We start from the raw sequence: 25,553 nt of genomic DNA on the forward strand, positions 1-25,553 counted from the left end.
CTGCAAATGCTTTGGATAATACTTCTATTATACATAAAATCTATGAGGATGAAGCGCTTTCACTAAATTTTCTGAAAGCAATTCATGAAAACAGTGAATTTTAGCAGGTTTTATAGTGAATGGCCTGGTGAATATTTTAAAAATTGTGAATAGGCAATGTTTATACTATAATAATATAAACTTACGTAAGGGGGAGATAAAGCGTGAAAATGGAAGTGCTGCCAGTCATCGAAGGAGATTACAATCTTAAAAACTATCCCGAAACATATAGCAACTTCGATTGGAAGGAAGCCGAAAAAGAGTTTTCCTGGCATACGACAGGCCTCGTCAACCTTGCCTATGAAGCGGTTGACCGCCATGCCGAAACCTTCCGAAAGAACAAGGTGGCTCTATATTACAGGGACCAGAAGCGCAACGAAAAGTATACTTTCAAAGAAATGAAAGAATTGTCCAACAAGGCTGCAAACGTTTTGAAAAGCTACGGGGATGTCGAGAAGGGCGACAGGGTTTTTATCTTCATGCCCCGATCGCCTGAACTTTATTTTGCGGTTCTTGGCGCCATCAAACTTGGGGCGATTGTCGGACCGCTGTTTGAAGCTTTCATGGAAGGCGCTGTAAGGGATCGCCTTCATGACAGCGGTGCCAAGGTAATTGTTACCACGCCAGAGTTGCTTGAAAGGGTTCCAACTGACCTGCCAGATTTGAAATACATATTTGTTGTTGGCGACGGTGTGGAGGAAACTGGAAATATTATTGATTTTAAAAAGAGGTTCGCGGAAGCGGGCAAAAAATTGAAAATTGAATGGATGGACAGGCAGGATGGACTCATCCTCCATTACACATCCGGATCGACCGGAAAACCAAAAGGCGTCCTCCATGTCCATAATGCCATGATCCAGCATTACCAGACAGCCAAATGGGTCCTTGATTTGAAAGAGGAAGATGTTTTTTGGTGCACCGCCGACCCAGGCTGGGTAACAGGGACTTCATATGGCATTTTCGGTCCATGGCTCGCAGGGGTATCAAACGTAATCGTGGGCGGGAGATTCTCTCCGGATACGTGGTACAGCATGATTGAAGAATTCGGCGTAACTGTTTGGTACAGCGCGCCGACGGCGTTCAGGATGCTGATGGGCGCGGGTGATGAGATTGTTAAAAAGTACGACTTGAGCAGCCTTCGCCATGTCCTGAGTGTCGGGGAACCGTTGAATCCTGAAGTTGTTAAATGGGGGATGAAGGTATTCAACAAGAGAATCCATGATACATGGTGGATGACCGAAACTGGAGCGCAGCTCATTTGCAACTATCCTTGCATGCCTCTGAAACCTGGTTCGATGGGCAAGCCGCTGCCTGGCGTCGAGGCGTCGATCGTCGATGACAGGGGAGAGGTGCTTCCTCCGTACAGGATGGGGAACCTTGCAATCAAAAAAGGCTGGCCGTCGATGATGTACAAAATCTGGAACAATCCTGAAAAGTATGAATCCTATTTCATGCCAAACGGCTGGTACGTGAGCGGCGACTCTGCTTATATGGATGAGGATGGTTATTTCTGGTTCCAGGGAAGGATTGACGATGTTATCATGACTTCCGGTGAAAGGGTTGGCCCGTTCGAGGTGGAAAGCAAGCTTGTTGAGCACCCGGCTATCGCGGAAGCGGGAGTTATCGGCAAGCCGGATCCTGTCCGCGGTGAAATCATCAAGGCTTTCGTCGCATTGAGGGACGGTTATGAGCCTACGGATGAACTGAAGGAGGAGATACGTCAGTTTGTTAAAAAAGGGCTCGCGGCCCATGCTGCTCCTAGGGAAATCGACTTCCGCGATAAGCTGCCGAAAACGCGGAGCGGAAAAATCATGCGCCGTGTCCTGAAGGCTTGGGAACTGGATCTTCCAACCGGCGATTTGTCGACTATGGAAGATTAAAACAAACAGCTAAAAAACCGTACCGGGTGCATGCCGGTACGGTTTTTCTCATTATGGCTTTCCATAAATTATTCAGCTGAGGATAAACAGGCGCTATCGCTTTTCTTTGTCCAGCTCCATAAGGAAAGCTTCGGCAGCATAGCATCGCACGAAGGAAAAGTGTCCTTCTTTTCCGAGGAGCGCCCAGCGCCTAGTGTCTTCGGTCCCTCGCTACGATAAGTCAACATCGATTCGCATTCGCTTATCGTGTTTCCTTTATCTCCATCGGGGCGCCTCCAGTCCATACGGCGCTAAACAGGCGCTTTCGCTTTTCTTTGTCCAGCTTCAGCGCCCAGCGCCTAGTGTACTTCGGTCCCCTCGCTACGATAAGTCAACATCGATTCGCATTCGCTCATCGTGTTTCCTTTATCTCCATCGGGGCGCCTCCAGTCCATACGGCGCTAAACAGGCGCTTTCGCTTTTCTTATTCCCAGCCGATGGTGATGTAATTGGATGGCGCGGATTCATTGCCGGCAATATCGACGGCAGTCACATAGTAATTGCCTGGTGCCGCCGGGTAGGAGAGGCCTGTTCCGGCACGGATGCTTGCTGCCTTTATGCCGCCCGCCCAGTAAACACGGTAACCAATAATATCACTTTCATTAACAGCCTGCCAGGTGAGTGTGCCGCCCGAAGCCGAAAGTGAGACAGCCGCCGGGATCTTTCCGTTTTCCGGAAGTTTGGCATCCGGAACAATTACATTGGACCATCTTTGAAGCTTTGGAATGAGAGCCGCGGCATCTTTGAAATTCGTGCCGGCCAGGCTAGATGCATAATCAGGGTTCAACAGCAAGCCTGATTTCGCAAAATCGCCAGGAGTCGAGTCGCCTGCTAAATAATTCCTGTCTCCAATCCTGACATATCTTCCGGCTCCGAAACTGTTGTCCACCTGTGTCGGAACGTATTTAACATTGAATAAATCCGTTTCCACAAGCCCCGCCCTTTGGCAGGTTTCCGATGGCAGCATACCGGAAATCGCACAGAACGTTTTCTTCACAATACCGCCGGGCATTTTGAATTGGGCCTTCGGCGCGACCACGGATGGATTGACATCGTATGCCGCGTTCAAAAGTGAAGCCCAAAGGTAATTCGTTCGCTGGCTGTACGTCAGATTCCCTTTCGCCTGGAGTGATTTTGGCGTATCATATCCTGTCCAAATTCCGAATGTAACGTTCGGATTCGAACCAACAATCCACGAGTCATGGTATTCGACGCCCGTGCCTGTCTTTCCGGCCCAATCCGTTTTGAATTTCAGCTTTCCGGGAACGCTTCCGGCGGTGCCATATTTGAATACATCCCGCATAATATCGACCGTCAAATAAGCTGTCTGCGGGCTGAATACAGTCACAGGTTTTGCTTTGTGCTCGTAGACTGGCTTTCCATCTTTGTCGGTTATTTTTTCAATCATGTAAGCATCGATAAACTTTCCGCCATTCGCAAACGTCGTGAAAGCATTTGTGTTTTCCTCAACCGTTACGCCATTCGCCATGGAGCCGAGCGCGGTTGATGGGTTCACAAAATCATCCTTGAGCAGGGATGTGAATCCCATTTTTTCAAGATACTCCGCTGGGCGGTTTTTCAGGATTTCGGTGTACAGCTTGACTGCAGGAACGTTATACGATTTCGCCATTGCGAACCGGGCGGTGGCCAGCCCGCTGAATCCCCCACCGTAGTTTTTCGGCCAGATCCTATCCGGGTCGTGGGGATCAAGGTGCAAAGGCACATCCGGCAGGATTGTTCCCGGAGATGCTTTTCCGAGCTCGAATGCCGGTGCGTATACAAGCAGCGGCTTCATGGTGGAGCCGTTTTGCCGAATTGCCCGAGTGGCATGGTTCAGTTCCTGTTTTTTGAAATCCCTGCCGCCTACAAAGCTGAGGATTTTTCCAGTCTTGTTCTCAATCAGGATGGCTCCTACCTCAACGGGTTCCATCACAGTGATTTCTTCCTTGGTGTCCGGGTCTTCTTTCACTTGTGGTTTATCCGGGCCAAAGTTTGGGTATTTATTTTTTGCTTCTTCCATCGCGTCGTACATATCTTTGTTGATGGTAGTATGGATGCTGTAGCCATTCTGTTTTAAGTCACGTTCGGCGAGCATATAGTATTTGTTATAAAGTTCTTCCTTCTCGGCTAGTTCTTTTTCGGAAATCCCAGCTTTTTCGGCAAGGATTTTCGCAAGGATGTCAACTGCCCGCTTTTCCGCCTCGACCATCACCCATGGGTATTTTTCCAGCGGGTCAGCGGATGGCTTCGCGAAATCCTTTGTAATGTCATAGGCAAGGGCATCCTTGTATTGTTTTTCGGTAATGTAGCCCCCGTTATGCATCCTTTTCAGGACCACCTTCATCCTGTTAAGGCCGGGCTGAAGGTTTTTCTTTATTTGCTTATCCCTTGTAAAAGGAGTGTACCCAAATGGGCTTTGCGGGAGCCCGGCTATGAAGGCTGACTGGGGAAGATTCAAATCCTTGGCGTCAATCCCGAAAATCCCTTTCGCCGCTGATTGCACGCCCGCGATGTTTCTACCCGAGGAATTCCGGCCAAAGGTCGCCATGTTCAGGTACGCTTCCAGTATTTCATCTTTTTCAAAGAACCGTTCGAGCCGGAGGGCAAGCAGGATTTCCTTGGCCTTCCGTTCAAATGAGACTTCGTTCGTTAAAATCTGGTTCTTGATTAGCTGCTGGGTCAGCGTACTGCCGCCAGACGCGTTAGCGGAATTGGTTACTTCCTGGACAACTGCCCTCATGATTGCTTTTGGGACCACCCCATTATGTTCATAGAAATACTGGTCCTCAGTGGCGATGATGGCATTGACCAGGTTTTCGGAGACATCGGTTAGCGTTACTATTTCCCGATCCAGGTCGCTCCTTAGCTTCCCGAGGTAGACATCATCGGCAAAATACACATCCGAAGTTTCGGTATAGCTGTAAATATCCCTTTCCATGCTCTCGAAGCTCCGAATGGGTTCGTCCTTGACAAGGGATGCGAAATATCCCGCCCCCGCCCCGGCCGCGAACACTCCCCCGGCAACGCCGATCGTCAAAAAAAGAAGAAAAAGGTTCCAGGCTACGCCGTAAGCAATTCTTGCCCGTTTAACGGTTTTTTTATTTGTGAGGATCGTCCTTGCTTTCCTGAACGATTGCCGCTTATTATCAGTCATATTATCCCTCCAAAATCACCTACATTATAGCATAAACCGGCAAGGAATATTGCGAGGCTTGGAATATTCGTATAATTGGAAAGGCATTTGACAATAAAGGGTCAGCTGTGGTAAAAACAGTACTATAGCTTAAATTTATTATCCTAAAGGCTGTGAAAGGATTAAGTAGTTTTTCCATCCCTGGCTCTAGAGAGCTGCCGGCAGGTGAAAGGCAGACCACATGGAAAAATGAATTACACCCCGGAGCTTTTGCCAAGGCCATTTTTGGCCACCGGCGACGGACATGGGCCGTTATCCCTTGAGGAGGGGGAACTTTTTCCCCAAGCCGGGTGGTACCGCGCGATATTACGCGTCCCTGCATTTTTTGCAGGGGCGTTTTTATTTTGTCAAAAAACAGGAGGATGCATGATGAATTTATTGGAGGATTTGCAGTGGAGGGGCATCATTTACCAGCAGACGGATGAAGAAGGGCTAAGGGACACCCTTGGCAGCGAAAAAATTTCTCTGTATTGCGGAATGGACCCGACCGGGGATAGCATGCATATCGGGCACTTGCTGCCGTTCTTGACGTTAAGGAGGTTCCAGCAGGCGGGGCATCGGCCGATCGTCCTCGTTGGAGGGGCGACGGGGCTCATCGGTGATCCGAAGCCAAATACGGAAAGGACGCTTCAAAGCCTTGAAACTGTGCAGCATAACGTTGAGTGCTTGACAGGGCAGCTGAAAACCATATTTGAATTTGAAGGTGAAAATGGCGCGGCGATGGTCAATAACTATGATTGGACAAAATCGCTGGATATCATTACATTCCTGCGGGATTATGGAAAACATGTCGGCATTAACTACATGCTTTCAAAGGACACAATCGCGAGCAGGCTTGAAACCGGTATTTCCTTTACCGAATTTACCTACACAATCCTTCAGGGGATGGATTTTAAGCACTTGTATGAAAACCATCAGTGCAGGCTGCAAATTGGCGGCAGCGACCAATGGGGCAATATTACGACTGGGCTTGAGCTGATTCGGAAAATGGTTCCGGACGGCCCGAAGGCATTTGGGATGACGATTCCGCTTGTTACGAAGGCGGATGGCACTAAGTTTGGGAAGACCGAGGGCGGGTCGGTGTGGCTTGATCCTGAAAAAACAACGCCTTATGAGTTTTACCAATTTTGGATCAATACAGCGGATGCGGATGTCGTTAAATATCTGAAATACTTCACTTTCCTATCACATGAGGAAATTGAGGAGCTTGAAAAATCGGTCCAGGAAGAACCGCATCTCCGCAAGGCGCAAAAGACCCTCGCCGAAGAGATGACCCGCCTCATTCACGGGCAGGATTCGCTTGACCAGGCAATCAGGATTTCCGCCGCATTGTTCAGCGGAGATGTAAGGAGCCTGAACGCTTCAGAAATCGAGCAGGGCTTCAAGGATGTTCCTTCTTACAAATTTGCGGGAGAAGAAAACCTTGTCGAACTTCTTGTGGCCGCGAAAATTTCACCATCGAAGCGGCAGGCTCGCGAAGACATTTCAACCGGTGCGGTTTCGCTCAACGGTGAGAAAGTCACCGACTCCGCTTATGAGCTGGTTGAAACCGACAGGATTGATGGCCGATTCACCATTATCAGGAGAGGCAAAAAGAAATACTTCCTCATTCATTATTAATCAGAACAGCCGCGGGCGCACTTGCCCGCGGCATTTTTTTAACCATTCCTTTGGGCGGCAGCATTATCTTCTGAGCCGTTTTATCCAAAGCGGAACCTTTCGTTTCCATCAGTCCTATAATGGAAAGAAGGGGAGGGTTGGCGAATGAAGAAGTGGGTTTGGAATCTTATTTTTCTTATACTTTTTGCCCTGGTAACCTTTTTTGGCGTTGGGCCTTTGCTGCTGGCGGACGGGGTCTGGATTGAAAGGGTTTTGCCCGCAATTATCGTCCTCGCTGTCTATATTTATCTCAGCTATCTGTATCGGAAAATTGTGTTGGACAAGAAAAAACCCCGGTCCTGAACGGATCGGGGTTTTTCAAAAGGCCGATTAACGGCTGTAAAATTCGACGATAAGAGTTTCGTTGATTTCAGCTGGAAGCTCGGAACGCTCAGGAACACGAGTGAATGTGCCTTCAAGCTTGTCAGCATCGAAAGTCAGATAATCAGGAACAAAGTTGTTCACTGACAAAGATTCTTTCACAACATCAAGGTTGCGGGACTTTTCACGCAGGCTGATTGTTTGGCCTGGCGCTACGCGGTATGACGGAATGTCAACGCGGGATCCATCAACAAGGATGTGGCCGTGGTTTACCAGCTGGCGTGCCGCGCGGCGTGTGCGGGCAAGGCCTAAACGGTAAACAACGTTGTCAAGGCGGGATTCAAGAAGAATCATGAAGTTTTCGCCGTGAACGCCTGCCATTTTGCCGGCTCTGTCAAACAAAGTGCGGAATTGGCGCTCGTTCACTCCGTACATATGACGAAGCTTTTGCTTTTCCTGAAGCTGCAATCCGTATTCGGAAAGCTTCTTGCGTTGGTTAGGACCATGTTGTCCTGGTGCGTATGGACGCTTTTCTAGTTCTTTTCCTGTACCGCTTAGGGAAATTCCAAGGCGGCGGGAAATTTTCCAGCTTGGGCCGGTGTAACGAGCCATGAGAGACTCCTCCTTGTGTGTGTTTTTATTTGTAAAATAAAAACCGTATGAATCATCAATATGGGCCATTTTGTTTTCATGCACCCTCGCCCCAGCAGCATAGGGTTACAAGATGCACCATCACATTTGTTGTTCATGATGTCTAGCGCGGACCGCTAAGCGGTCGCTTCTGCTTTTCATGTTGTCTAGCTACAGTGACGTAAACGGTCACTTGCGGTTTTCTAGTGTGAGGAACAAAATGAGAGCCATAATGGGTTCACATAGGCTGCGATATTTTACACAAAGAGTATTATATAATTTTTCTTGTTGTTTAGTCAAGCCGTAATTTCGAAGGCAAACATTTTGCTTCCATCTTTCCTGTTTTTCACATATTCTGTAGATAGGTAGTTTGTAAGCGTTTACATAAGGAGGAGTAGTTTATGCAGGAGAAAGACCTTCAATTGGAAACACGCATGATCCACTCGGGCTATTCGCCCGCGGAACACAAAGGCAGCCTTGTTCCACCCCTTTTTCAGACGTCCACATTTGTATTCGATAACGCGGCCCAGGGCGGAAGGAGATTTGCAGGGGAAGAAGATGGCTATATTTATACCCGCCTTGGAAACCCGACTGTAAAGGCGCTCGAAGACCGTATCGCCGAACTTGAAGGAGGAGAAGCGGCGCTTGCATTCTCTTCGGGGATGGCGGCTGTATCGGCTATCCTGTTCACGCTTGCAAAAACAGGAGGGCACATCCTTTGTTCCCAGGGTGTTTATGGCTGCACATACGGACTTTTGAAATTAATGGAGGAAAAATTCGGGATTTCCCACAGCTTTTCAGACATGGAAACTCCTGAACAGGTGGAAGAAAGCATAAGGGACTCGACATGCTGCATTTTTATCGAGACGCCAATTAACCCGACAATGAAACTGGTCGATTTGAAAATGGTCGCCGATATTGCCAAAGAGAGAGGCGTTCCGGTTGTTGTCGATAATACGTTTTCATCACCTTATCTTCAAAATCCCCTTGCCCTCGGCTGTGATGTTTCGCTCCACAGCGCGACGAAATATATTTGCGGGCATGGGGATGTCATCGCCGGAGTGGCCGCGGGAAAAGCCGATTTTATGAAAAAGGTTGCTATGTCCGCCCAAAAAGATATCGGAGGGGTCATTTCCCCATTCGATGCCTGGCTGCTGCTCAGAGGAATTAAAACCTTGGCTGTTCGGATGGACCGCCATTGCGAAAACGCCAAACTGCTCTTTACCTATTTAAAAGAACATCCAAAGGTATCATCCATCCACTACCCGGGTGACCCCGAGCATCCAGATTTCCACATCTGCGAAAAGCAAATGAAGAAACCAGGAGGACTCATTTCCTTTACTGTTGAAGGTACGAAGGAAACAGCCCAGGCTTTCATGGACCAACTTCGCCTAATCAAAATAGCCGTCAGCTTAGGGGACGCCGAGACGCTTGTCCAGCATCCAGCGTCAATGACCCATTCCGGCGTTTCTTCGGAAGACCGGAAAAAAATGGGGATATCGGATACAATGATCAGACTATCGGTTGGGCTGGAAGCATGGGAAGACATCCGGAATGATCTGGAGCAAGCCTTTTCAAAAATGTGAAAGTAATTTTTAGGGCTAATGGATTGGATAGCGTAAAAAAGGCAGGGCCGGGCCGATCCGGTTTCCTGCCTTTTTGAATCAATTTACTATCCTGTGAATTTCCTCTAAGCTATCTTGCCGGAATCGCCCTGATAATTATAGATGGGCTACAAGCGAGGCGGTGAATTCTTCAAGCTTTTCCTGGTCAAGCGCGTCAAAGCGATTCTTCTCGGGAGAGTCGATATCAAGTACTCCGAGTATGCGCCCATCCTTAATGAGGGGAATCACGATTTCGGATTGGGAGGCCGCGTCACAGGCAATATGGCCAGGGAACTGATGCACATCCTCTACCCGGATTGTTTCCTTTTTCGCAGCGGAAGATCCGCACACGCCTTTTCCAAATGGAATCCTGACACAGGCAGGAAGACCCTGGAACGGACCAAGAACAAGTTCGTTTTCCCCGTCCACAAGATAAAAGCCAACCCAGTTGATTCTGTCGAGGAACTGGTTCAAAAGAGCGGAGGCATTGGCCAAATTGGCAATCACATTTTCTTCCCCGTCAAGCAGGGCGTCAAGCTGTTTTATGACAAGTGCGTAATTTTCTTCGCGTGATCCGCTATACATTTGGACATTGAACATTCATTTTCACCTTGCCTTCGGAAGTTTTCTACTCATTTTAACAAAAAATGAGCCGCTATGGGGGAAAATGTCGACAAAATTATAAAGGAAAGCAACGGGGAGACAAAGAATGAAACAAACAGGGAAGTCCGCGAGTTAAGGATTCCATAATCCGGGAGGTCGGCAAAATGCGGAAAAATTCAAAGGAAACGATTGTATCAGCTGCTGTTTCACTTTTTAATACAAAGGGTTTCGCCGGGACCTCAATCCGGGATATCGCCGCGAAAGCAAACGTAAATCCCTCCAATATCGGATATTATTTTGATAATAAGCTTGGGCTGCTGGAGCACTGCCTAACCACCTATTTCGAACAGTATCTTAAACAGCTTGAATCAGCCCTTCCCCTGCTGGACCAAAGCCCATCGGCCTGTTTAAAAAAGGCGATGGAAAATATCCTGTATTTCCAATTTTCCAATATTCACATGTCGAGATTCATTGTCAGGGAAATGTCCCTTGATTCCCAGACAGTCCGGGAAATCATGTCAACCTATTACCAAAAAGAGAAATATTACTTCCATTTGATCTTCGAAAGGGGTATCGAGAAAGGTGAGTTCCGGAGACTTTCCCCCGCATATGCGATGATCCAGATAAAAGGCCAGCTTTCCATGCCGTTTCTGAATCCCCATTATATAACGGAAGTGCTGCATGTATTCCCGCACGAACGCTATTTCGCGGAAAAGTACCTGGAGCAGCTCCATTCCTGGATTGACGGGGCTGTTCTGGAAAAGACGCTTGTGGCTCCGTCCCGTGTGTAATTGAGGCGGAAAGGGATGCGGGCCGCCATACCCTAAAGCTAAACACTGCCCACTCGTACCCGGGCGGCGGACGAAAATCCCTGGACCCCCGGGGTTTTTTGTTGTTGCGGAAATCAGGTTATCATTTGCATTTCCGGAAACGGTGTAGTTGAATGAACATATCTTTTTGATGAACGGTTATGTTTAACAAGTCCCAGAAAGGGATTTTTTTAAAAATATTTAAATTAATAGTCAAAAATTGTCGCTTACATGGTATCATAAAGGCAATTAAACGAGTAAAATAGGCGTTTTTTTATCATAATCGACATTCTGTTGTTCATATATGAAGCAGGGGGATACTATGGAGTATATTATTGGATTTATTTTCCTGGCAATCGCATTGTTTATTGCGGGATATTTTATAAAAAGGAAGCATTATAAGGAAATTGACAAGCTTGAAGCATGGAAGCTTGATATCATGGACAGGCCGGTCCTTGCCGAAATGTCCCGGGTGAAACAGCTGAACATGACCGGCCAGACGGAAGAGCTGTTTGAACGCTGGCGGAGCGAATGGGATGAGGTTGTTACGGTTATGCTGCCCCAGGTGGAAGAAATGCTGTTCGATGGGGAGGAATACATAGACAAGTACCGTTTCGGCAAAGCGAAAGAGGTCCAGCGCGGAATCCAATCAAAACTGGAAGAGACCGAAGAATTTATTAAAAGGATTTTGTCCGAGCTGAATGAATTGGTTGGCAGTGAGGAAAAAAACAGGACCGAAATTGAAGAACTCAGGGAAATGTACAGGGAATCGAAGAAAAACCTTCTCGCACACAGGCACAGTTTTGGAAAAGCGGAAAAGCGACTTGAGCAAATCCTTGATGAGGCGGCGGCCAGGTTTAAGGAATTCGAGGAGCGGACCGCCCATGGCGATTACCTTCAGGCAAGGGAAACGGTTATCCTTCTTAGGCAGCAGCTTGAGGATGTCAAACTTCAGATGGGCCGTATTCCTGAACTATTGATTGAGTGCCAGTCGCTCGTCCCATCGCTGATAGCAGAATTGCTGGGGGGATACAGGGAGATGGCTTCCCAGGGCTATTACCTCGACCATCTCGAATTTGATGGGGAGGCGAAAAAGCTTGAACAGGAGCTTGCGGTTTACCTTTCAATGGTCGAAGAAGTCCAGATTGAAAAAGTCGAGCAGGGGATTAAAGGAATCCGCGCCCGGGTTGAGGCCCTTATGGATCTGCTTGAACAGGAAGTGAACGCCAGGCAGTTCATCAAGCAGAACCAGGAAGATTCCATGGATGTACTGGAAACTGTCCTTGAGACAAATAACGTCATGAAATCCGAAGTAGCCCATATTCAGGAAACATACCATTTATCGGAAAAGGATCTCGCCGTCCAGAGGAAATTTGAAAAGAAACTTTCCGAACTCACCAAACGGTTCGAAATCCTGATTGAAAAAATTAAATTGAATGAGACGGCCCAAACCTCCTTGAGCGCAGACCTTGAAGAAATCAGGAAGGAGCTGGACGCCCTTCATGAGGACCAAAAGGTTTTCTCAACAAAGCTGAGCGACTTGCGCAAAGAAGAGATGGAAGCAAGGGATACGGTAAGGGAATTAATCAGAAAGATTGGCGAAACCTCGAGGTTGGTCGCAAGGAGCAATATTCCAGGGCTCCCGGAAACGTATACGTACCTGCTTGAGGATGGGAATGAAAGCATTAGAAATGTCCAGATGAAGCTTGAAGAAAAACCGCTCGATATGGATGCTGTCAAACAGTATCTTGAAATTGCGGAATTGACGATCGAAAAGCTTGCCGAAACGACCAAGGAAATGGTGGAAAATGTAATCCTGGCGGAAAGGGTTATCCAATACGGCAACAGGTACCGTAGCAAATATCCTTCCGTCGCAAAGGGGCTTTTAGAAGCGGAAAAGCTGTTCCGCAATTATGAGTACGAGGCGGCCCTCGAACAAGCAGCCACGTCAATCGAGGAAATTGACCCGGGCGCCATCAAAAAAATCGAAATGCTTATTTCAAATGACTAACCCATTGGGACCGTCGCGCGGCAAAAAGCCGCCCGGTCCTTTTTTGCTGAAATTCTTAAAATCAGGGTTGGAAGTTTTTTTATTGTAGGATATGCTAAGAAAGGTTTCGCTGGATTAATCGCCTTTTTGGGGCTTACATTATAAATACAAAACGATATTCCGTTAAAGGGAACGGAGGCAATCCATGATTTACTTTGACAATAGCGCTACAACAAAACCATATAAGGAAGTACTTGAATCATTTTGGAAAGTATCGGAGGATTTTTTCGGCAACCCTTCGTCGCTCCATGGGATCGGCGGGAAAACAGAACGGCTGCTCTCCCAGGCAAGGGCGCAAATCGCTGGCTTGCTTGGCGTGGATGCGGAGGAGATTACGTTTACCTCGGGAGGAACCGAAAGCAACAACCTCGCGATAAAGGGAACAGCCTTCGGTTACAAAAACAGGGGAAGGCATTTGATCACGACAGCTGTCGAGCACGCTTCAGTCAGGGAATCGATGCACCAGCTTGAAAAACATGGATTTTCAGTGACCTTTGTTCCAGTCGACAAAGAAGGAAGAGTAAACCCTGAAGATATCAGGAAATCGATTACGGACGAAACGATCCTCGTTTCGGTCATGCATGTGAACAATGAGGTTGGCACCATCCAGCCGATTATGGAAATCGGGGAGATCGTCCGCGCCTATCCAAAAGTCCTTTTCCATGTCGACGGCGTCCAGGGGGCGGGCAAACTGCCTCTCGACTTGAAAAAAGCGGGCGTGGACATGTACTCCTTTTCCGCCCATAAATTCCATGGGTTGAAAGGCAGCGGTGGGCTTTATGTAAAAAAAGGCATCAAGCTGGAGCCAGTTTTATCCGGAGGAAGCCAGGAATCGGGCCGGCGCGGAGGAACCGAGAATCCCGCTGGAGCGGTGGCCATGGCAAAGGCTCTCCGAATATCGCTCGATAAACGGGCCGATAAGTACCCGGTCCTGCTTGAAATTCGAAAATCCCTTGTCGAGGGCTTGGGGAATATGGCCGGGATTATTGTCAACACGCCGAATGGCGGGGCGGCTCCGCATATCATCAATTTTTCCGTGCCGGGCATTAAATCTGAAACGTTTGTTCACGCACTCGAAGAACAGGGCATCTATTTGTCAACGACAAGCGCTTGTTCCTCGAAAAAAAAATCGGCGAGCAGCACTCTGATTGCCATGAATGTTCCGGACGATGTGGCGGGAAGCGCGGTCAGGATTAGTCTTTCGTATGAAAATACACTTGGTGAGGCGATTGAAGTTTTAAAAGAAATTGAAAAAACAGTTTCAAGACTGGGAAGGGTTCTGAATTAAATGAAATACGACTTGATTATTGTACGATATGGCGAAATATCAACAAAGGGAAGGAACAGGGGGAAATTCGTAGAAAAGCTGAGGAAGGGGATCAAGCACGCCCTTTCCGCGCACCGCTCCGTCAAAATAGATGCCGGAAGGGACAGGATGCTGCTTCTTTTAAATGGCGAAGACAGCATAGAGGTTTCCAAAAAATTAAAAAATGTGTTCGGCATTCAGTCGTTTAGCCCGGCAATCAGGGCCGAACGTGATTTAACATCCATTAAGGCCGCCGCCCATGGACTGATGGAATCTGTTTATGAGGAAGGGAAAACTTTTAAGATTACAGCCAAAAGGTCGGATAAGACCTTTGAACTTGATACTGATGGCATCAATCAAATGTTTGGCGCATTCATCCTAACAAATTTCCCAGGGCTAAAGGTTAACGTAAAAAAGCCCGATATTAATCTCCTGATAGAAGTAAGGAAGGAAGCTGTTTACCTTTCCTGTGAAACGATACACGGGGCCGGAGGCCTGCCGCTCGGCACAGGCGGAAGGGCTATGCTCATGATCTCTGGCGGGATTGACAGCCCCGTGGCGGGTTTCATGATGATGAAGCGTGGAGTGGAGCTGGAAGCGGTCCATTTCCACAGCCCGCCTTTCACGAGTGAAAGGGCAAAGCAAAAGGTAATTGACCTTGTGGAAAAGCTGTCCGAAGTCAGCGGGGAAATTGTATTGCACATCGTCCCTTTTACAGAGGTCCAGCAGACAATCAAGAATCAAATACCCGAAAACTATTCAATGACCGCGACGCGAAGATTCATGCTTAAGATTACGGATGCAATCCGGGAGAAGCAGGGAGGCTTAGCGATTGTTACAGGTGAAAGCCTGGGCCAGGTGGCCAGCCAAACACTGGAAAGCATGTATGCCATCAATGACGTGACAAATACCCCCGTCCTGAGGCCTCTGATTACGATGGATAAAACCGAAATCATCAAAATAGCCGAGAACCTTGGTACTTACGATATTTCCATCCTTCCATATGAGGATTGTTGTACGATCTTTGTTCCATCATCGCCTAAAACGAAACCAAAGAAAGATAAAGTGATCCACTATGAAAGCTTTGTCGAATTTGAACCGATTGTAGCCCGTGCGATTGAGGGAATAGAAACAATCAGGGTGACGCCTGGCTTTAGCGGCAGGAATGAAGGGCTTGACGATCTGTTCTAAAAAGTGGTTAGCCTTTGCTCCTGCCAAAGGCTAGGCAGCCTATGTTTAGCTGGTGGCAAAGCTGCAAGGAAGTAACTCAAAGCAGTTGCTTCCCTCCAGTCCATACGGCGCTAAACGGGCGTTTGCGCTTTTCTTATCACTGACAAAATTACTAATTTTTTGTGAACAATTACCAATGAATGAATTGAATGAAGCCATGTGAGATTACACATTATATACTCACAAGGAGGTGAAATCACATGGCTAACAACAACAGCAACCAACTTCTAGTTCCAGGAGCTGAACAAGCTCTTCAACAAATGAAAGTTGAAATCGCGTCAGAATTCGGAGTTCATCTCGGTGCAGAAACTACTTCTCGCGCTAACGGATCTGTCGGTGGTGAAATCACTAAGCGCCTCGTTTCTATGGCTCAGCAACAACTTGGCGGAGGCTTTGCCAGGTAACAAAATTTAATATATGGCTACAGGGAGCGGGTAAAACCGCTCCTTTTTTGTGATCTAGGAAGGGTTGGAAATTTAAAAAGGTTCAGAAATTTTATATAATGAAGTCGATAGAGAAATTTGGGAGGGGAACATTGATGAACCGGGAAGACTTGATTGCTCCACAGCAGTACAATCTTGTTTCGGAAGCCGAGCGTTTTTCAGGTACCGGCGATAAAATCGCGCTCATCTGGGAAAACGAAGCGGGAGACACCAAAAGGGTTACATACAGGGAACTAATCGAAAAGGTAAATAGGGCCGGCAATGTTTTTCTTGGCTCCGGACTGCAAAAGGGAGATGCTGTCCTTGTCGTTATTCCCCGGCTGATTGATGCGTACATCGTTTACCTGGCGGCATTGAAAGCCGGACTGGCGGTTATCCCAAGTTCCGAAATGCTGCGGGAAAAGGACTTGCAATACCGGATTGCCCATGGCGATGCAAAAGCCGTGGTCAGTTATTACCCCTTCACCGGAGAATTTGCAAACATCGCCGAGCCAGGGCTGAAAAAGTTTTCGGTTGGCAAACAGGTGGATGGCTGGGAATATCTCGACGAACTAATGGAAATGGCCTCTCCCGAGTTGAAGGCGGCTAATACGTCCCGCGATGATATGGCGTTTTTGTCCTACACGTCCGGAACGACAGGAAATCCGAAAGGGGTTGTCCACACACATGGGTGGGCATATGCCCATTTGAGGACGGCCGCTGAACATTGGCTCTGCATTAAAGAAACGGATACTGTCTGGGCAACAGCCGGCCCGGGATGGCAAAAATGGATTTGGAGCCCGTTCCTATCCGTACTTGGGTCAGGGGCGACTGGTCTCATATATCATGGGAAGTTCGAACCGAAAAAATACCTGCAGCTTCTGGAAAAATATGAAGTGAATGTCCTGTGCTGCACGCCGACGGAATATAGGCTCATGGCGAAAGCGGACAATCTGGAGAATTACAGCCTGCCCAAGCTTCATAGCGCCGTGTCCGCGGGGGAACCTTTGAATAGGGAAGTTATTGATACGTTCAGGAACTATTTTGCTATCAATGTCCGCGATGGCTATGGGCAGACGGAAAATACACTTTTAATTGGAATCACAAAGGATATGGAACTCAGGCCGGGATCAATGGGCAAGCCTACCCCCGGCAACACAGTGGAGATCATCAACGAGGATGGGGAAAGATGCAAGCCGGGTGAGGTAGGCGATATCGCTGTCCATATTGATTCCCCAGCCCTGTTCAAAACTTACTATAAAGATCCGGAAAGAACTTCAATGCAGTTCAGGGGCGATTATTATATTACCGGCGACAAAGCAAAAAAGGATGAGGATGGCTACTTTTGGTTCGAGGGCCGAGGTGATGATATCATCATCAGTTCCGGTTATACAATTGGGCCTTTCGAGGTGGAAGACGCGCTTGTCAAGCATCCGCTTGTCCAGGAATGCGCGGTAGTCGCAAGCCCCGATGAAATTCGCGGGAATATCGTGAAGGCATTTGTTGTCCTGAAGGAAGAACCTTCGAAGTCGAGCGATGAATTAATCAAGGAACTGCAGGAGCACGTCAAAGTTCTGACTGCCCCCTACAAGTACCCAAGGAAAATTGAATTTCTTGAGGAACTTCCAAAGACGACTTCAGGAAAAATCCGCCGGGTAGAGCTGCGGCAAAAGGAAATGGCTTCAACGGGAAAGAAATAGGAAAGCAGTAAAGCAGGCGGGCCAGCCGCCTGCTTTACGATTGAAAGGGAAAAGGAGCTGTATGTATGGCAACACTATGGCATGGAGGGCCAATTTATACAATGGCCGCTGATGGGGATAAAGTTGAAGCGGTCCTGACTGAAAATGGCAGGATCATCGGCGTGGGAACGCTTGCCGATCTTGAAGGGCGGACTTACGCAAGTATAGATAATCGGATTGATCTGGGAGGCTGTACGATGATACCCGGCCTGGTAGACAGCCATATCCACCTGATTGGCCATGGGGAACGGCTTGTAAGGCTGGATCTTTCCACATATAAAACAAGAAAGGAAACACTTTATGCGGTAAAGGAATATTCACTTGGCCTGAAGGAAGGGGAATGGGTCATTGGGGAAGGGTGGAACGAAAATCTTTGGGAAACGAACGAGCCGTTGAACAAAGATGAACTTGATGAGATTGTTGCCGACAGGCCCGTCCTCTTGAAGCGGACCTGCCGCCATGCTGTCGTGGCCAATTCGGTTGCCCTGAAGGCTGCCGGAGTGGATGAAACAACTGTATCGCCTCCGGGCGGGATGATTGATAAAAGTCCTGATGGGCGGCTAACGGGGATTTTAAAGGACACTGCCCAGGAACTTGTTTATTCAATTATGCCGGAAGCTTCAGAATCCTATATGGCCAGGGCGATTAAAGCGTCCATCAGGGATTTGTACAGCTTGGGGATAACGGGGGTACATACGGAAGACTTGAATTATTACGGGGGCTTCTCCAAAACATATGGCGTTTTCAAACGGGCCATTGAGGAGGACGGGCTGAAGTTCCGGACGCATCTCCTTGTCCATCATGGCGTGCTGGACGATTACATCGCGGATGGGCATACGTATTTGTCCGGAAATGAATGGATAGAGTTTGGCGCGATGAAAATATTTTCCGACGGTGCCCTTGGAGGCAGGACGGCGCTATTAAGCGAACCCTACAGCGATGCGCCCGGAACAAACGGGGTTGCCATTTTTAGCCGGGAAGAGCTTTCGGCGCTCGTTGGAAGGGCACGGGAGCATCAAATGCCGGTAGCCATCCATGCCATCGGCGACCTAGCCTTTGAATACTGCCTTGACGCGCTTGAGGACAATCCACTCAGAGGGACAGGAAGGGATCGGCTTATTCATGCCCAAATCCTTCGCGAAGACCTTATCGAGCGGGCAAAAAAACTGCCGCTCGTCCTTGATTTGCAGCCAGTATTCATGCTATCGGATTATCCGTGGGTTATCGACAGGGTCGGCATTGATAGAATGCGGTATTCCTACGCATGGAAAACTCTTTTGGAAAGCGGTATTCCATGTTCTGGAGGTTCCGATGCACCTATAGAGTATCCGAATCCATTCCTTGGCATTGACGCGGCTGTAAACCGGACAGTAAACGGGAAGGAATATGGGCGGGAAGAAGCTCTGTCCGTCTTTGAAGCGGTCAGCCTCTATACGAAAGGAAGCGCGTATGCGGCTTGCCATGAACAGGATAGAGGTATGATCGGCGAGGGCTTGCTGGCAGACTTTACAATACTGGACAGGGATATTTTTATAATACAGAAGGATACCATCCGTGAAACAGAAGCAGTCATGACCGTAATTGGCGAAGAAATCGTTTATACCCGCACCCTGAAATGAACGTACCCGGAAAGTTGATTCATTGATTTTTAAAAAAAATAACCCCATGTCCACGTATTTCGTGTATAATGTGTAGTATTTCGAAACTAGAAAGAATAGAGGCACGAAAGATATGGGGAACAATGAAATCAAGACTGGTGTTTTGCAGGCCGGCTTTTCTTATTTAATCTGGGGCCTGCTGCCGATTTACTGGAAGCTTCTCGGGAATGTAGGCCCGATTGAAATCCTTGCCAACCGGGTATTTTGGTCGTTTATTTTCATGCTTGCGGTCTTGGGGGCCGCGAAAAAGCTTCCTTCTTTTTGGGGAGTCCTTAAAAGCTTTAAATCGCAAAGGAAGCAGCTGTATGCATTGGCGATTGCTTCCATATTGATCAGCATTAACTGGTTTGTCTATATTTGGGCGGTAAATAGCGGCCAAATGATTGAAGCGAGCCTTGGGTATTACATCAATCCGCTTGTAAGCGTGCTTCTTGGCCTGTTTGTCCTGAAAGAAAGGCTCAATGGCGTTCAATATGCGTCATTCACCCTCGCGCTCATTGGGGTGATTATCATTTCCGTTTCCTATGGACGGGTTCCTTGGATTGCCTTGACACTGGCGGTTTCCTTCGGGCTGTACGGGTTGGCCAAAAAGCTTATAAAAGTTGACTCCGCGGTCGGACTGGCTCTTGAAACGATGGTTGTAACGCCGATTGCCGCGGTTTACCTGGTCTTCCTTTTGGGAGAAGGGACGTCCGCTTTCCTTCATTTTGGAGTAGGAACCCATTTGCTACTCGCCGGTGCGGGAGCGGCAACCGCGCTTCCGCTCCTTCTGTTTGCGGGCGGAGCGCAAAAATCCCGCTTTCCATGCTCGGTTTTCTCCAGTACATCGCGCCTACTCTCTCGCTTATGCTTGGCATTTTTGTATATGGGGAGCATTTCAGCGGCCTTCAGCTGTTGTCGTTCATTTTTATTTGGTCGGCGCTTACCCTTTATTCCCTTTCGAAGACAAAGCTTCTCTCTTCATTTGGGATGAAAATCCGCAAACAGTCATAAAAATGCATCCGCCGTTAAGTAAGGCGGATGCTTTTTGCGCTTTCCCTTTTACAAAAAGCTGCGTTTTACCTTTTCCCAGAATGAATTGTCCTTCAGCTTGACTGTTTTAATGATTTTATTGCTCAGTTTAATTTCGACTTTTTCGACATGCTGGATACTCAAAGCCTCATTATCCATCCCCATTGTCGGGTAGTCGTTTCCATTTTTCCCAACTTTTAATGTCAGGGTCCGGTCGCCGCCCAGAATGAAGGAAGAGCCCAATGTCCTGAATCGATTGTTGTTGACCGATGCAAGCTCGCTTACCTGGATGCATGGCAGGAGAGGGTCGACAATCGCGCCGTTGATTGATTTGTTATAGGCCGTGCTCCCGGTTGGGGTCGAGACAATCATGCCGTCCCCCATGAACGTTTCGAAGTGGAGGTCATCCACAAAGACATCAAGTACGAACGTTTTGATAATTGCCGACCTGATGCTGAATTCATTCAGGCATTGGAATGTGGTTTCCCCATCCACGGTAACGTCGATGGTTGGGTAGCGCCTGACTTCTATTTGTTCGTTCGATACCACTTCAATCATTTTGCCAATGTCGTCAATGTGGAAATCGCAATACATGCTTAAACTGTCTGAAGTTGTAATGCCGGCATACAGGCAATCATCCCTGAATCCAGTTTTCCTGACAGCCTGGAGGAAGGTCCCTTCTCCCCCGATACTTGTAATGATGTTTGCATCCCGGTAATCATCGACAAGTGTAAAGCCGTATTCTTCGGCCAAATCATAAAGCGGAGCCGCCTTTTTAAGCAATTCCGCATCCCGCTTATGGTAAAAAAATAAATTCTTCCGATTAGCCATCCCGAGTCCTCCTCTTACAGCCATTAGTTTAATTGTACCCTTTAAGCCAATCATTTGGTAAACTGATATTGGTTCTTATCAAGTTTAGCATTTCTTATCGCATTTTGAAATAATCAGCAATTGAGCGTTGCAAAAGGGGGATTAGTGGATGAGCGGAAAAAGATGGGCGGCTCTTGGGATTGCCGCAGGCCTGTTTATCATATCTGTGGTGGTCAATTTTTTGTCAGCCTTTGCGATAAAAGGCGTCGAAAGCGACTTTGGTGATTTATTCGCTGCCACCCAAAAAAGCTATGTGGAAGAAGTGCTGGAAGAAGGCGATGAATTTGAAAAGATTGCCGTCCTCGATGTGAACGGGACGATACAGGATACAGGGGAATCGATGCCGCTTTTGGGAAGCCAGGGCTATAACCATAAGACCTTTATGGAAAAGCTTGAAGATGCCGGCGACGACGCGAATGTAAAGGGGATTATCATCAGGGTCAATTCACCTGGTGGCGGGGTTGTCGAAAGCGCCGAAATCCACGATAAGATCGTTTCGATCCAAAAGGGAAAAAAGAAACCTGTGTACATATCGATGGCATCCATGGCCGCGTCGGGCGGCTACTACATATCGGCACCGGCGGATAAAATCTTTGCAAGCCCGGAAACGCTGACTGGTTCTCTCGGGGTTATCATGCAGGGAATGAATTACGAAGGCCTGGCAAAGAAATACGGAGTCGAATTCATGACAATCAAAAGCGGCCCATACAAAGACATTATGAGCCCTGCGAGGGAAATGACGGAGGAAGAAAAGAAAATCCTCCAAAGCATGATCAACAATTCCTATGAGGGGTTTGTAAAAGTTATTTCCGAGGGCCGGAAAATGCCGGTTGACCAGGTCAAAAAGATTGCGGATGGCCGAGTCTATGATGGACGCCAGGCAAAAGAACTAGGGCTGATCGACGGCTTCGGCTATCTTGACGATGTCATAGCCCAGCTGAAAAAGGACAAAAATCTAAAGGGAGCGAAGGTTGTCAGGTTTACAGACGGGATTGGATTTGGATCTTTGTTCAGCATGAAGGCAAAAAGCTTTTTAAGTGGCGATGCCGAACTTCAGGGGCTTCTTCAGTTCCTATCAAAGACCAATTCGCCGCGCCTGATGTATCTATATTCCGAGTAAGGGGGATGCCGCATGGAGCACAATGAAACATTGGAAAATCAAAGCATTCACCCCGAATTTAAGGATGAGGCAATGGAATCCACTTTAAAGAGGGATGGGGCCGCGATCAAAAACCCGCCGCTTCGCTTTGCTGGTTTTTGGATGAGGTTTTGGGCTTATTTGCTTGATTTGATTGTAGTAGGCAGCCTGTTCCGGCTTCTGGCCAAGCCAATCTTCCGGATTCTCGATATTGAGCCCTCTGGAGGGCTGTTCTCAGCGGGGACGATTGTCTCGGCTATGATATTTTATTTGTATTTTGTCCTCATGACTAAATACTTCCGCCAAACGCTTGGGAAAATGGTTTTTGGCCTGGCCGTCATCGGTATAAATGGAGGCAGGCTCACTTGGATGGACATTCTTTTCAGGGAGTGGATAGGCAGATTCATTTCCTCGACCATCGTAGTCCTTTACCTTATCCCGGCTTTCCATCCAAGAAAACAGGGACTGCATGATTTATTTGCCGATACGGTTGTAGTCCATACAAGAAGATAACTAGACGAATTGACCTACGTGATTTCAACGCAGGTTTTTTCTTTTTTTGGAAATGATAGAAGTAAACACCTTTAAATGAAAGTCATATAGAATTTTCGGATGCAGAAAGGAAGTGGGCAGGTTGGCATGGATTGTATGGATTGTAGCCATTATCACCTGTGTGATTCTCCTTGCTTCCATTCTTTTTTTATTGAAAATAACCGTAACAGCCAGGTTCAGGTCACATGGGGGACAGAAGGAACTCACGATTGAATGCAAGGCATTCTTTGGACTTTTAAAATATAAAAAAACATTTAACGATTTTAGCGGCCTTTTCGCCGAAACGCCTGACGACACCATAAAAAAGGAGAAGGAGGCCGTAAAGGAAAAGACTGAGGAGAAGCGAAACCCGGACAGTTTGTTGAAGGGGATAAAAAATGGTAAGGAAACCGTGGAAAAACTCCTTCAAGCCCACCAGGATGTAAAAGGATTTCTAAAAACGGTCGCAATTCGGCGATTCGAATGGTACACCGCCGCCGGGGCGGGCGACGCGGCGCTGACAGGCATTATCGCGGGAGCCATATGGGCGGCCAAAGGGATGATTATCGGGCTGCTTTCGGAAACAATGAAGCTAAAAACAAGCCCTGCAATTGTGGTAACGCCATATTTTCAATACACGGTTTCCGCAACCATGCTTTCATGTATGTTTACTTTCCGGGCAGGGAAAGCTATTTCAGCAGGTATGAAGATTTATAAATATGTAAAGAAAGCCAGGCATGGGCGGATTCCCAATGGGATGCCTCTGGATTACGATTAGCGCGCTAGCTGCATGAGATAAGGAGGAGCGAAAGTATGTCTGACCATCCAATCCAGGGATTGATGACGACGGCGATGGAGAGCCTAAAGGAAATGATTGACGTGAACACGATTATTGGCGATCCAGTTGAAACGCCGGATGGAAGCGTCATTCTAACAGTTTCAAAAGTAGGTTTTGGCTTTGCGGCAGGGGGGACTGAATTCGGAAGCAATGGGAGCGGACAGGATTCGGGAGGAAAGCACCCTTTTGGCGGAGGGAGCGGAGGAGGGGTTTCCATTACCCCGATCGCATTTTTGATTGTTAATTCGCAGGGAGTAAAAATGCTCCATCTCGATGAGAACACCCATCTGCTTGAACGGATTCTCGAAACAGCTCCGCAGGCGGTAGACAAAGTCCAGCAAATGATCTCAAAAATGTCCCAATCGTCCGGGGGCGGACAGGATAAAAAGAACAAAGACAGCGGCAAGGACACAAATAAAAAAGGCAGCAAGGGCAATGAAGACCAGGACGGCGAGCAAAAAAAGAAACAGGACAGCGCTGATTTTGATATATGAATAGGAAAAAGGACAAGCAGGCTCTTGTCCTTTTTCCTATTCAAATCCATATTCGCCTTCGCCAATATGAAGGGTTGTCCCTTTTAATCCTGGCGCTTCTGTTTTAAAAACGATGCGGGAGAGGTTATTTTTCGTCCCTTTGGCGAAAATGAGAGGTTTCCCATCAACCGTCAATACCGCTGAATCTCCGCCACTTTTGATTTCGGCGGGGAAGCCGAATAATTCGCTCCACCTTAGTGCTGTTTCCGACGGATCGGATACCTCGAACACCGCACTGCCAAATTTCACATTTCCGGCGGGATGGGGTTTGATAATCCCCGCTTCGGACATTGCACGGAAGCGTTCTTGGTCGTCCACTTTCCATTGGATGATAAACGGAAATACGAGGCCATTGATATTCCCCTCAATCATCATCATGCGCCACTCAATTAATTGGCCTTGGGCATTTAGGCGCTTACCATCTTTAATGGGGGTAACAGCCGCGCCTTTTGAAGCGAGTGAGGCCGCGAGTTCTTCAATATTTTGGGTCCTGAAGGCAATCCTGCCGAAAGTTTCCCGACCGGGCAGGAATTTCACTGCGTCCTCGACCAGCAGGTTCGGTTCTTCAGGGTTCTTCGCATATTCTGGCCTTTCAATCCCGAGCAATTCTACATAAAACAGTCCAAAGTAGCAAAGAGCATTGTGCGTCCCCCACCTCGTGTGGGAGCCTCCCCTGAACGCATCCAGCCCCGCGTCCGTAAATAACTGGATGCCAGCACCCAAATCATTGACATAATGGACTATATGATCCAATTTAAGTTCCGGCATAGTTTCGCCTCCCATTTCATTTGCTTCAATAAAATCATACAACCTATTTCCCCGAAAGGAAAAAATTCTGAATCCCACGCTAATTTTCCGAGACAACTTTGCAGTGTATATCCTTTGCAAAAGCATATGCAAAAAGTTATATTTACACTGTACATAGTTGGACAAAGGAGGAAATTGGGAATGGCATCCATTACATTTAAAGGCAATCCAGTAACGCTTCTAGGCAATGAAGTGAAGGTGGGGGATAAAGCACCTACATTCACTGTCCTTGCTAACGACTTATCAGAAGTGACACTTGAAGATTCGAAAGGGCAGGTAAGGCTTATTTCTGTCGTTCCTTCACTTGATACGGGAGTATGCGACGCACAGACTCGCCGTTTTAATGAAGAAGCTTCCGGACTTGGAAACGTAAAAGTACTCACTGTCAGCGTAGATCTTCCTTTCGCGCAGAAACGCTGGTGCGGGGCGAATGGCATCGAGAATGTGCAGACGCTTTCAGACCACCGCGACCTTTCATTCGGTGAAGCATTTGGCGTTGCCATCCAGGAATTAAGGCTCCTTGCCCGCGCGGTATTCGTTGTTGATTCAAATGACACGGTCACCTACGCGGAATATGTAAGCGAAGCAACAAACCATCCGGATTACGAAGCGGCCCTCGAAGCTGCTAAAAAAGCTGAATAAA

Annotated in this window: 21 protein-coding genes, 1 pseudogene and 1 other annotated feature; of the genes and pseudogenes, 17 read left to right on the plus strand and 5 right to left on the minus strand. The window is 47.7% G+C overall.

Features of this window, described 5'->3' with window-relative positions:
- Positions 1-203: 203 nt before the first annotated feature.
- A complete protein-coding gene (gene acsA / locus DRW41_RS14190) occupies positions 204-1,919 on the plus strand; it encodes an acetate--CoA ligase (protein WP_115452669.1) in 1,716 nt (571 codons plus the stop codon).
- A gap of 463 nt (positions 1,920-2,382) precedes the next feature.
- On the opposite strand, the gene DRW41_RS14195 is transcribed toward acsA, so the two are convergent.
- On the minus strand, positions 2,383-5,112 hold the full coding sequence (locus DRW41_RS14195) for a transglycosylase domain-containing protein (RefSeq protein ID WP_115452670.1): 2,730 nt from the start codon (positions 5,110-5,112) through the stop codon (positions 2,383-2,385).
- 143 nt (positions 5,113-5,255) lie between these two features.
- Positions 5,256-5,472, plus strand: a binding site (T-box leader).
- Between the two features lie 48 nt (positions 5,473-5,520).
- Here DRW41_RS14195 and tyrS point away from each other — a divergent pair.
- Positions 5,521-6,771, plus strand: coding sequence for a tyrosine--tRNA ligase (gene tyrS, locus DRW41_RS14200; RefSeq protein WP_115452791.1), 1,251 nt, complete (start codon positions 5,521-5,523; stop codon positions 6,769-6,771).
- Positions 6,772-6,915: 144 nt separating this feature from the next.
- Complete coding sequence (locus DRW41_RS14205; RefSeq protein WP_053367406.1) at positions 6,916-7,113, plus strand: DUF6954 family protein; 198 nt, start codon at positions 6,916-6,918, stop codon at positions 7,111-7,113.
- A gap of 27 nt (positions 7,114-7,140) precedes the next feature.
- On the opposite strand, the gene rpsD is transcribed toward DRW41_RS14205, so the two are convergent.
- Positions 7,141-7,743, minus strand: a complete 603-nt coding sequence (gene rpsD / locus DRW41_RS14210) for a 30S ribosomal protein S4 (protein WP_115452671.1) — start codon at positions 7,741-7,743, stop codon at positions 7,141-7,143.
- 419 nt (positions 7,744-8,162) lie between these two features.
- Here rpsD and megL point away from each other — a divergent pair, with 419 nt between their 5' ends.
- Positions 8,163-9,347 carry a methionine gamma-lyase gene (gene megL / locus DRW41_RS14215; protein ID WP_115452672.1) on the plus strand — a complete coding sequence of 395 codons (1,185 nt, stop codon included), beginning with the start codon at positions 8,163-8,165 and terminating at the stop codon, positions 9,345-9,347.
- Between the two features lie 135 nt (positions 9,348-9,482).
- Here the strand turns inward: megL and DRW41_RS14220 are convergent, their stop codons facing one another.
- A complete protein-coding gene (locus DRW41_RS14220) occupies positions 9,483-9,965 on the minus strand; it encodes a free L-methionine (R)-S-oxide reductase MsrC (protein WP_115452673.1) in 483 nt (160 codons plus the stop codon).
- 167 nt (positions 9,966-10,132) lie between these two features.
- Between DRW41_RS14220 and refZ the strand changes: the two genes are divergently transcribed.
- The 8 genes and pseudogenes from refZ to rarD all read left to right on the plus strand — a co-directional run bounded on the left by refZ (position 10,133) and on the right by rarD (position 20,175).
- Positions 10,133-10,759: a forespore capture DNA-binding protein RefZ gene (refZ, locus tag DRW41_RS14225; protein ID WP_115452674.1), complete on the plus strand. Its 627-nt coding sequence runs from the start codon at positions 10,133-10,135 to the stop codon at positions 10,757-10,759.
- Between the two features lie 340 nt (positions 10,760-11,099).
- On the plus strand, positions 11,100-12,788 hold the full coding sequence (gene ezrA / locus DRW41_RS14230; RefSeq protein ID WP_115452675.1) for a septation ring formation regulator EzrA: 1,689 nt from the start codon (positions 11,100-11,102) through the stop codon (positions 12,786-12,788).
- 184 nt (positions 12,789-12,972) lie between these two features.
- Positions 12,973-14,115: a cysteine desulfurase family protein gene (locus DRW41_RS14235; RefSeq protein WP_115452676.1), complete on the plus strand. Its 1,143-nt coding sequence runs from the start codon at positions 12,973-12,975 to the stop codon at positions 14,113-14,115.
- Positions 14,116-15,324 carry a tRNA uracil 4-sulfurtransferase ThiI gene (gene thiI / locus DRW41_RS14240; RefSeq protein WP_115452677.1) on the plus strand — a complete coding sequence of 403 codons (1,209 nt, stop codon included), beginning with the start codon at positions 14,116-14,118 and terminating at the stop codon, positions 15,322-15,324.
- A 239-nt stretch (positions 15,325-15,563) separates the two neighbouring features.
- Positions 15,564-15,767: an alpha/beta-type small acid-soluble spore protein gene (locus tag DRW41_RS14245; protein ID WP_115452678.1), complete on the plus strand. Its 204-nt coding sequence runs from the start codon at positions 15,564-15,566 to the stop codon at positions 15,765-15,767.
- Between the two features lie 134 nt (positions 15,768-15,901).
- The gene (mbcS, locus tag DRW41_RS14250; protein ID WP_115452679.1) at positions 15,902-17,485 is read left to right on the plus strand and encodes an acyl-CoA synthetase MbcS; all 1,584 of its coding nucleotides are present in this window, start codon (positions 15,902-15,904) and stop codon (positions 17,483-17,485) included.
- Between the two features lie 65 nt (positions 17,486-17,550).
- Positions 17,551-19,143 carry an amidohydrolase gene (locus DRW41_RS14255; RefSeq protein WP_115452680.1) on the plus strand — a complete coding sequence of 531 codons (1,593 nt, stop codon included), beginning with the start codon at positions 17,551-17,553 and terminating at the stop codon, positions 19,141-19,143.
- A 112-nt stretch (positions 19,144-19,255) separates the two neighbouring features.
- Positions 19,256-20,175, plus strand: a pseudogene (gene rarD, locus DRW41_RS14260) (EamA family transporter RarD).
- A gap of 48 nt (positions 20,176-20,223) precedes the next feature.
- Here rarD and DRW41_RS14265 read toward each other — a convergent pair.
- Positions 20,224-21,024, minus strand: a complete 801-nt coding sequence (locus tag DRW41_RS14265; RefSeq protein WP_115452681.1) for an NAD kinase — start codon at positions 21,022-21,024, stop codon at positions 20,224-20,226.
- A 148-nt stretch (positions 21,025-21,172) separates the two neighbouring features.
- On the opposite strand from DRW41_RS14265, the gene sppA reads away from it, so the two are divergent.
- The 4 genes from sppA (at position 21,173) to ytfJ (ending at position 24,064) form a co-directional block, all read left to right on the plus strand.
- Positions 21,173-22,183, plus strand: coding sequence for a signal peptide peptidase SppA (gene sppA, locus DRW41_RS14270; RefSeq protein ID WP_115452682.1), 1,011 nt, complete (start codon positions 21,173-21,175; stop codon positions 22,181-22,183).
- A gap of 12 nt (positions 22,184-22,195) precedes the next feature.
- Positions 22,196-22,714 carry an RDD family protein gene (locus DRW41_RS14275; protein ID WP_115452683.1) on the plus strand — a complete coding sequence of 173 codons (519 nt, stop codon included), beginning with the start codon at positions 22,196-22,198 and terminating at the stop codon, positions 22,712-22,714.
- A gap of 121 nt (positions 22,715-22,835) precedes the next feature.
- Positions 22,836-23,510, plus strand: coding sequence for a DUF2953 domain-containing protein (locus DRW41_RS14280; RefSeq protein ID WP_181884559.1), 675 nt, complete (start codon positions 22,836-22,838; stop codon positions 23,508-23,510).
- Between the two features lie 35 nt (positions 23,511-23,545).
- A complete protein-coding gene (ytfJ, locus tag DRW41_RS14285) occupies positions 23,546-24,064 on the plus strand; it encodes a GerW family sporulation protein (protein ID WP_115452685.1) in 519 nt (172 codons plus the stop codon).
- 36 nt (positions 24,065-24,100) lie between these two features.
- Here the strand turns inward: ytfJ and DRW41_RS14290 are convergent, their stop codons facing one another.
- A complete protein-coding gene (locus DRW41_RS14290; protein ID WP_115452792.1) occupies positions 24,101-24,871 on the minus strand; it encodes a VOC family protein in 771 nt (256 codons plus the stop codon).
- Between the two features lie 180 nt (positions 24,872-25,051).
- On the opposite strand from DRW41_RS14290, the gene tpx reads away from it, so the two are divergent.
- Positions 25,052-25,552: a thiol peroxidase gene (gene tpx / locus DRW41_RS14295; RefSeq protein ID WP_115452686.1), complete on the plus strand. Its 501-nt coding sequence runs from the start codon at positions 25,052-25,054 to the stop codon at positions 25,550-25,552.
- Position 25,553: the final 1 nt, after the last annotated feature.

Source organism: Neobacillus piezotolerans, from assembly GCF_003362805.1.
In the GTDB taxonomy this organism is placed as follows: domain Bacteria; phylum Bacillota; class Bacilli; order Bacillales; family Cytobacillaceae; genus Bacillus_D; species Bacillus_D piezotolerans.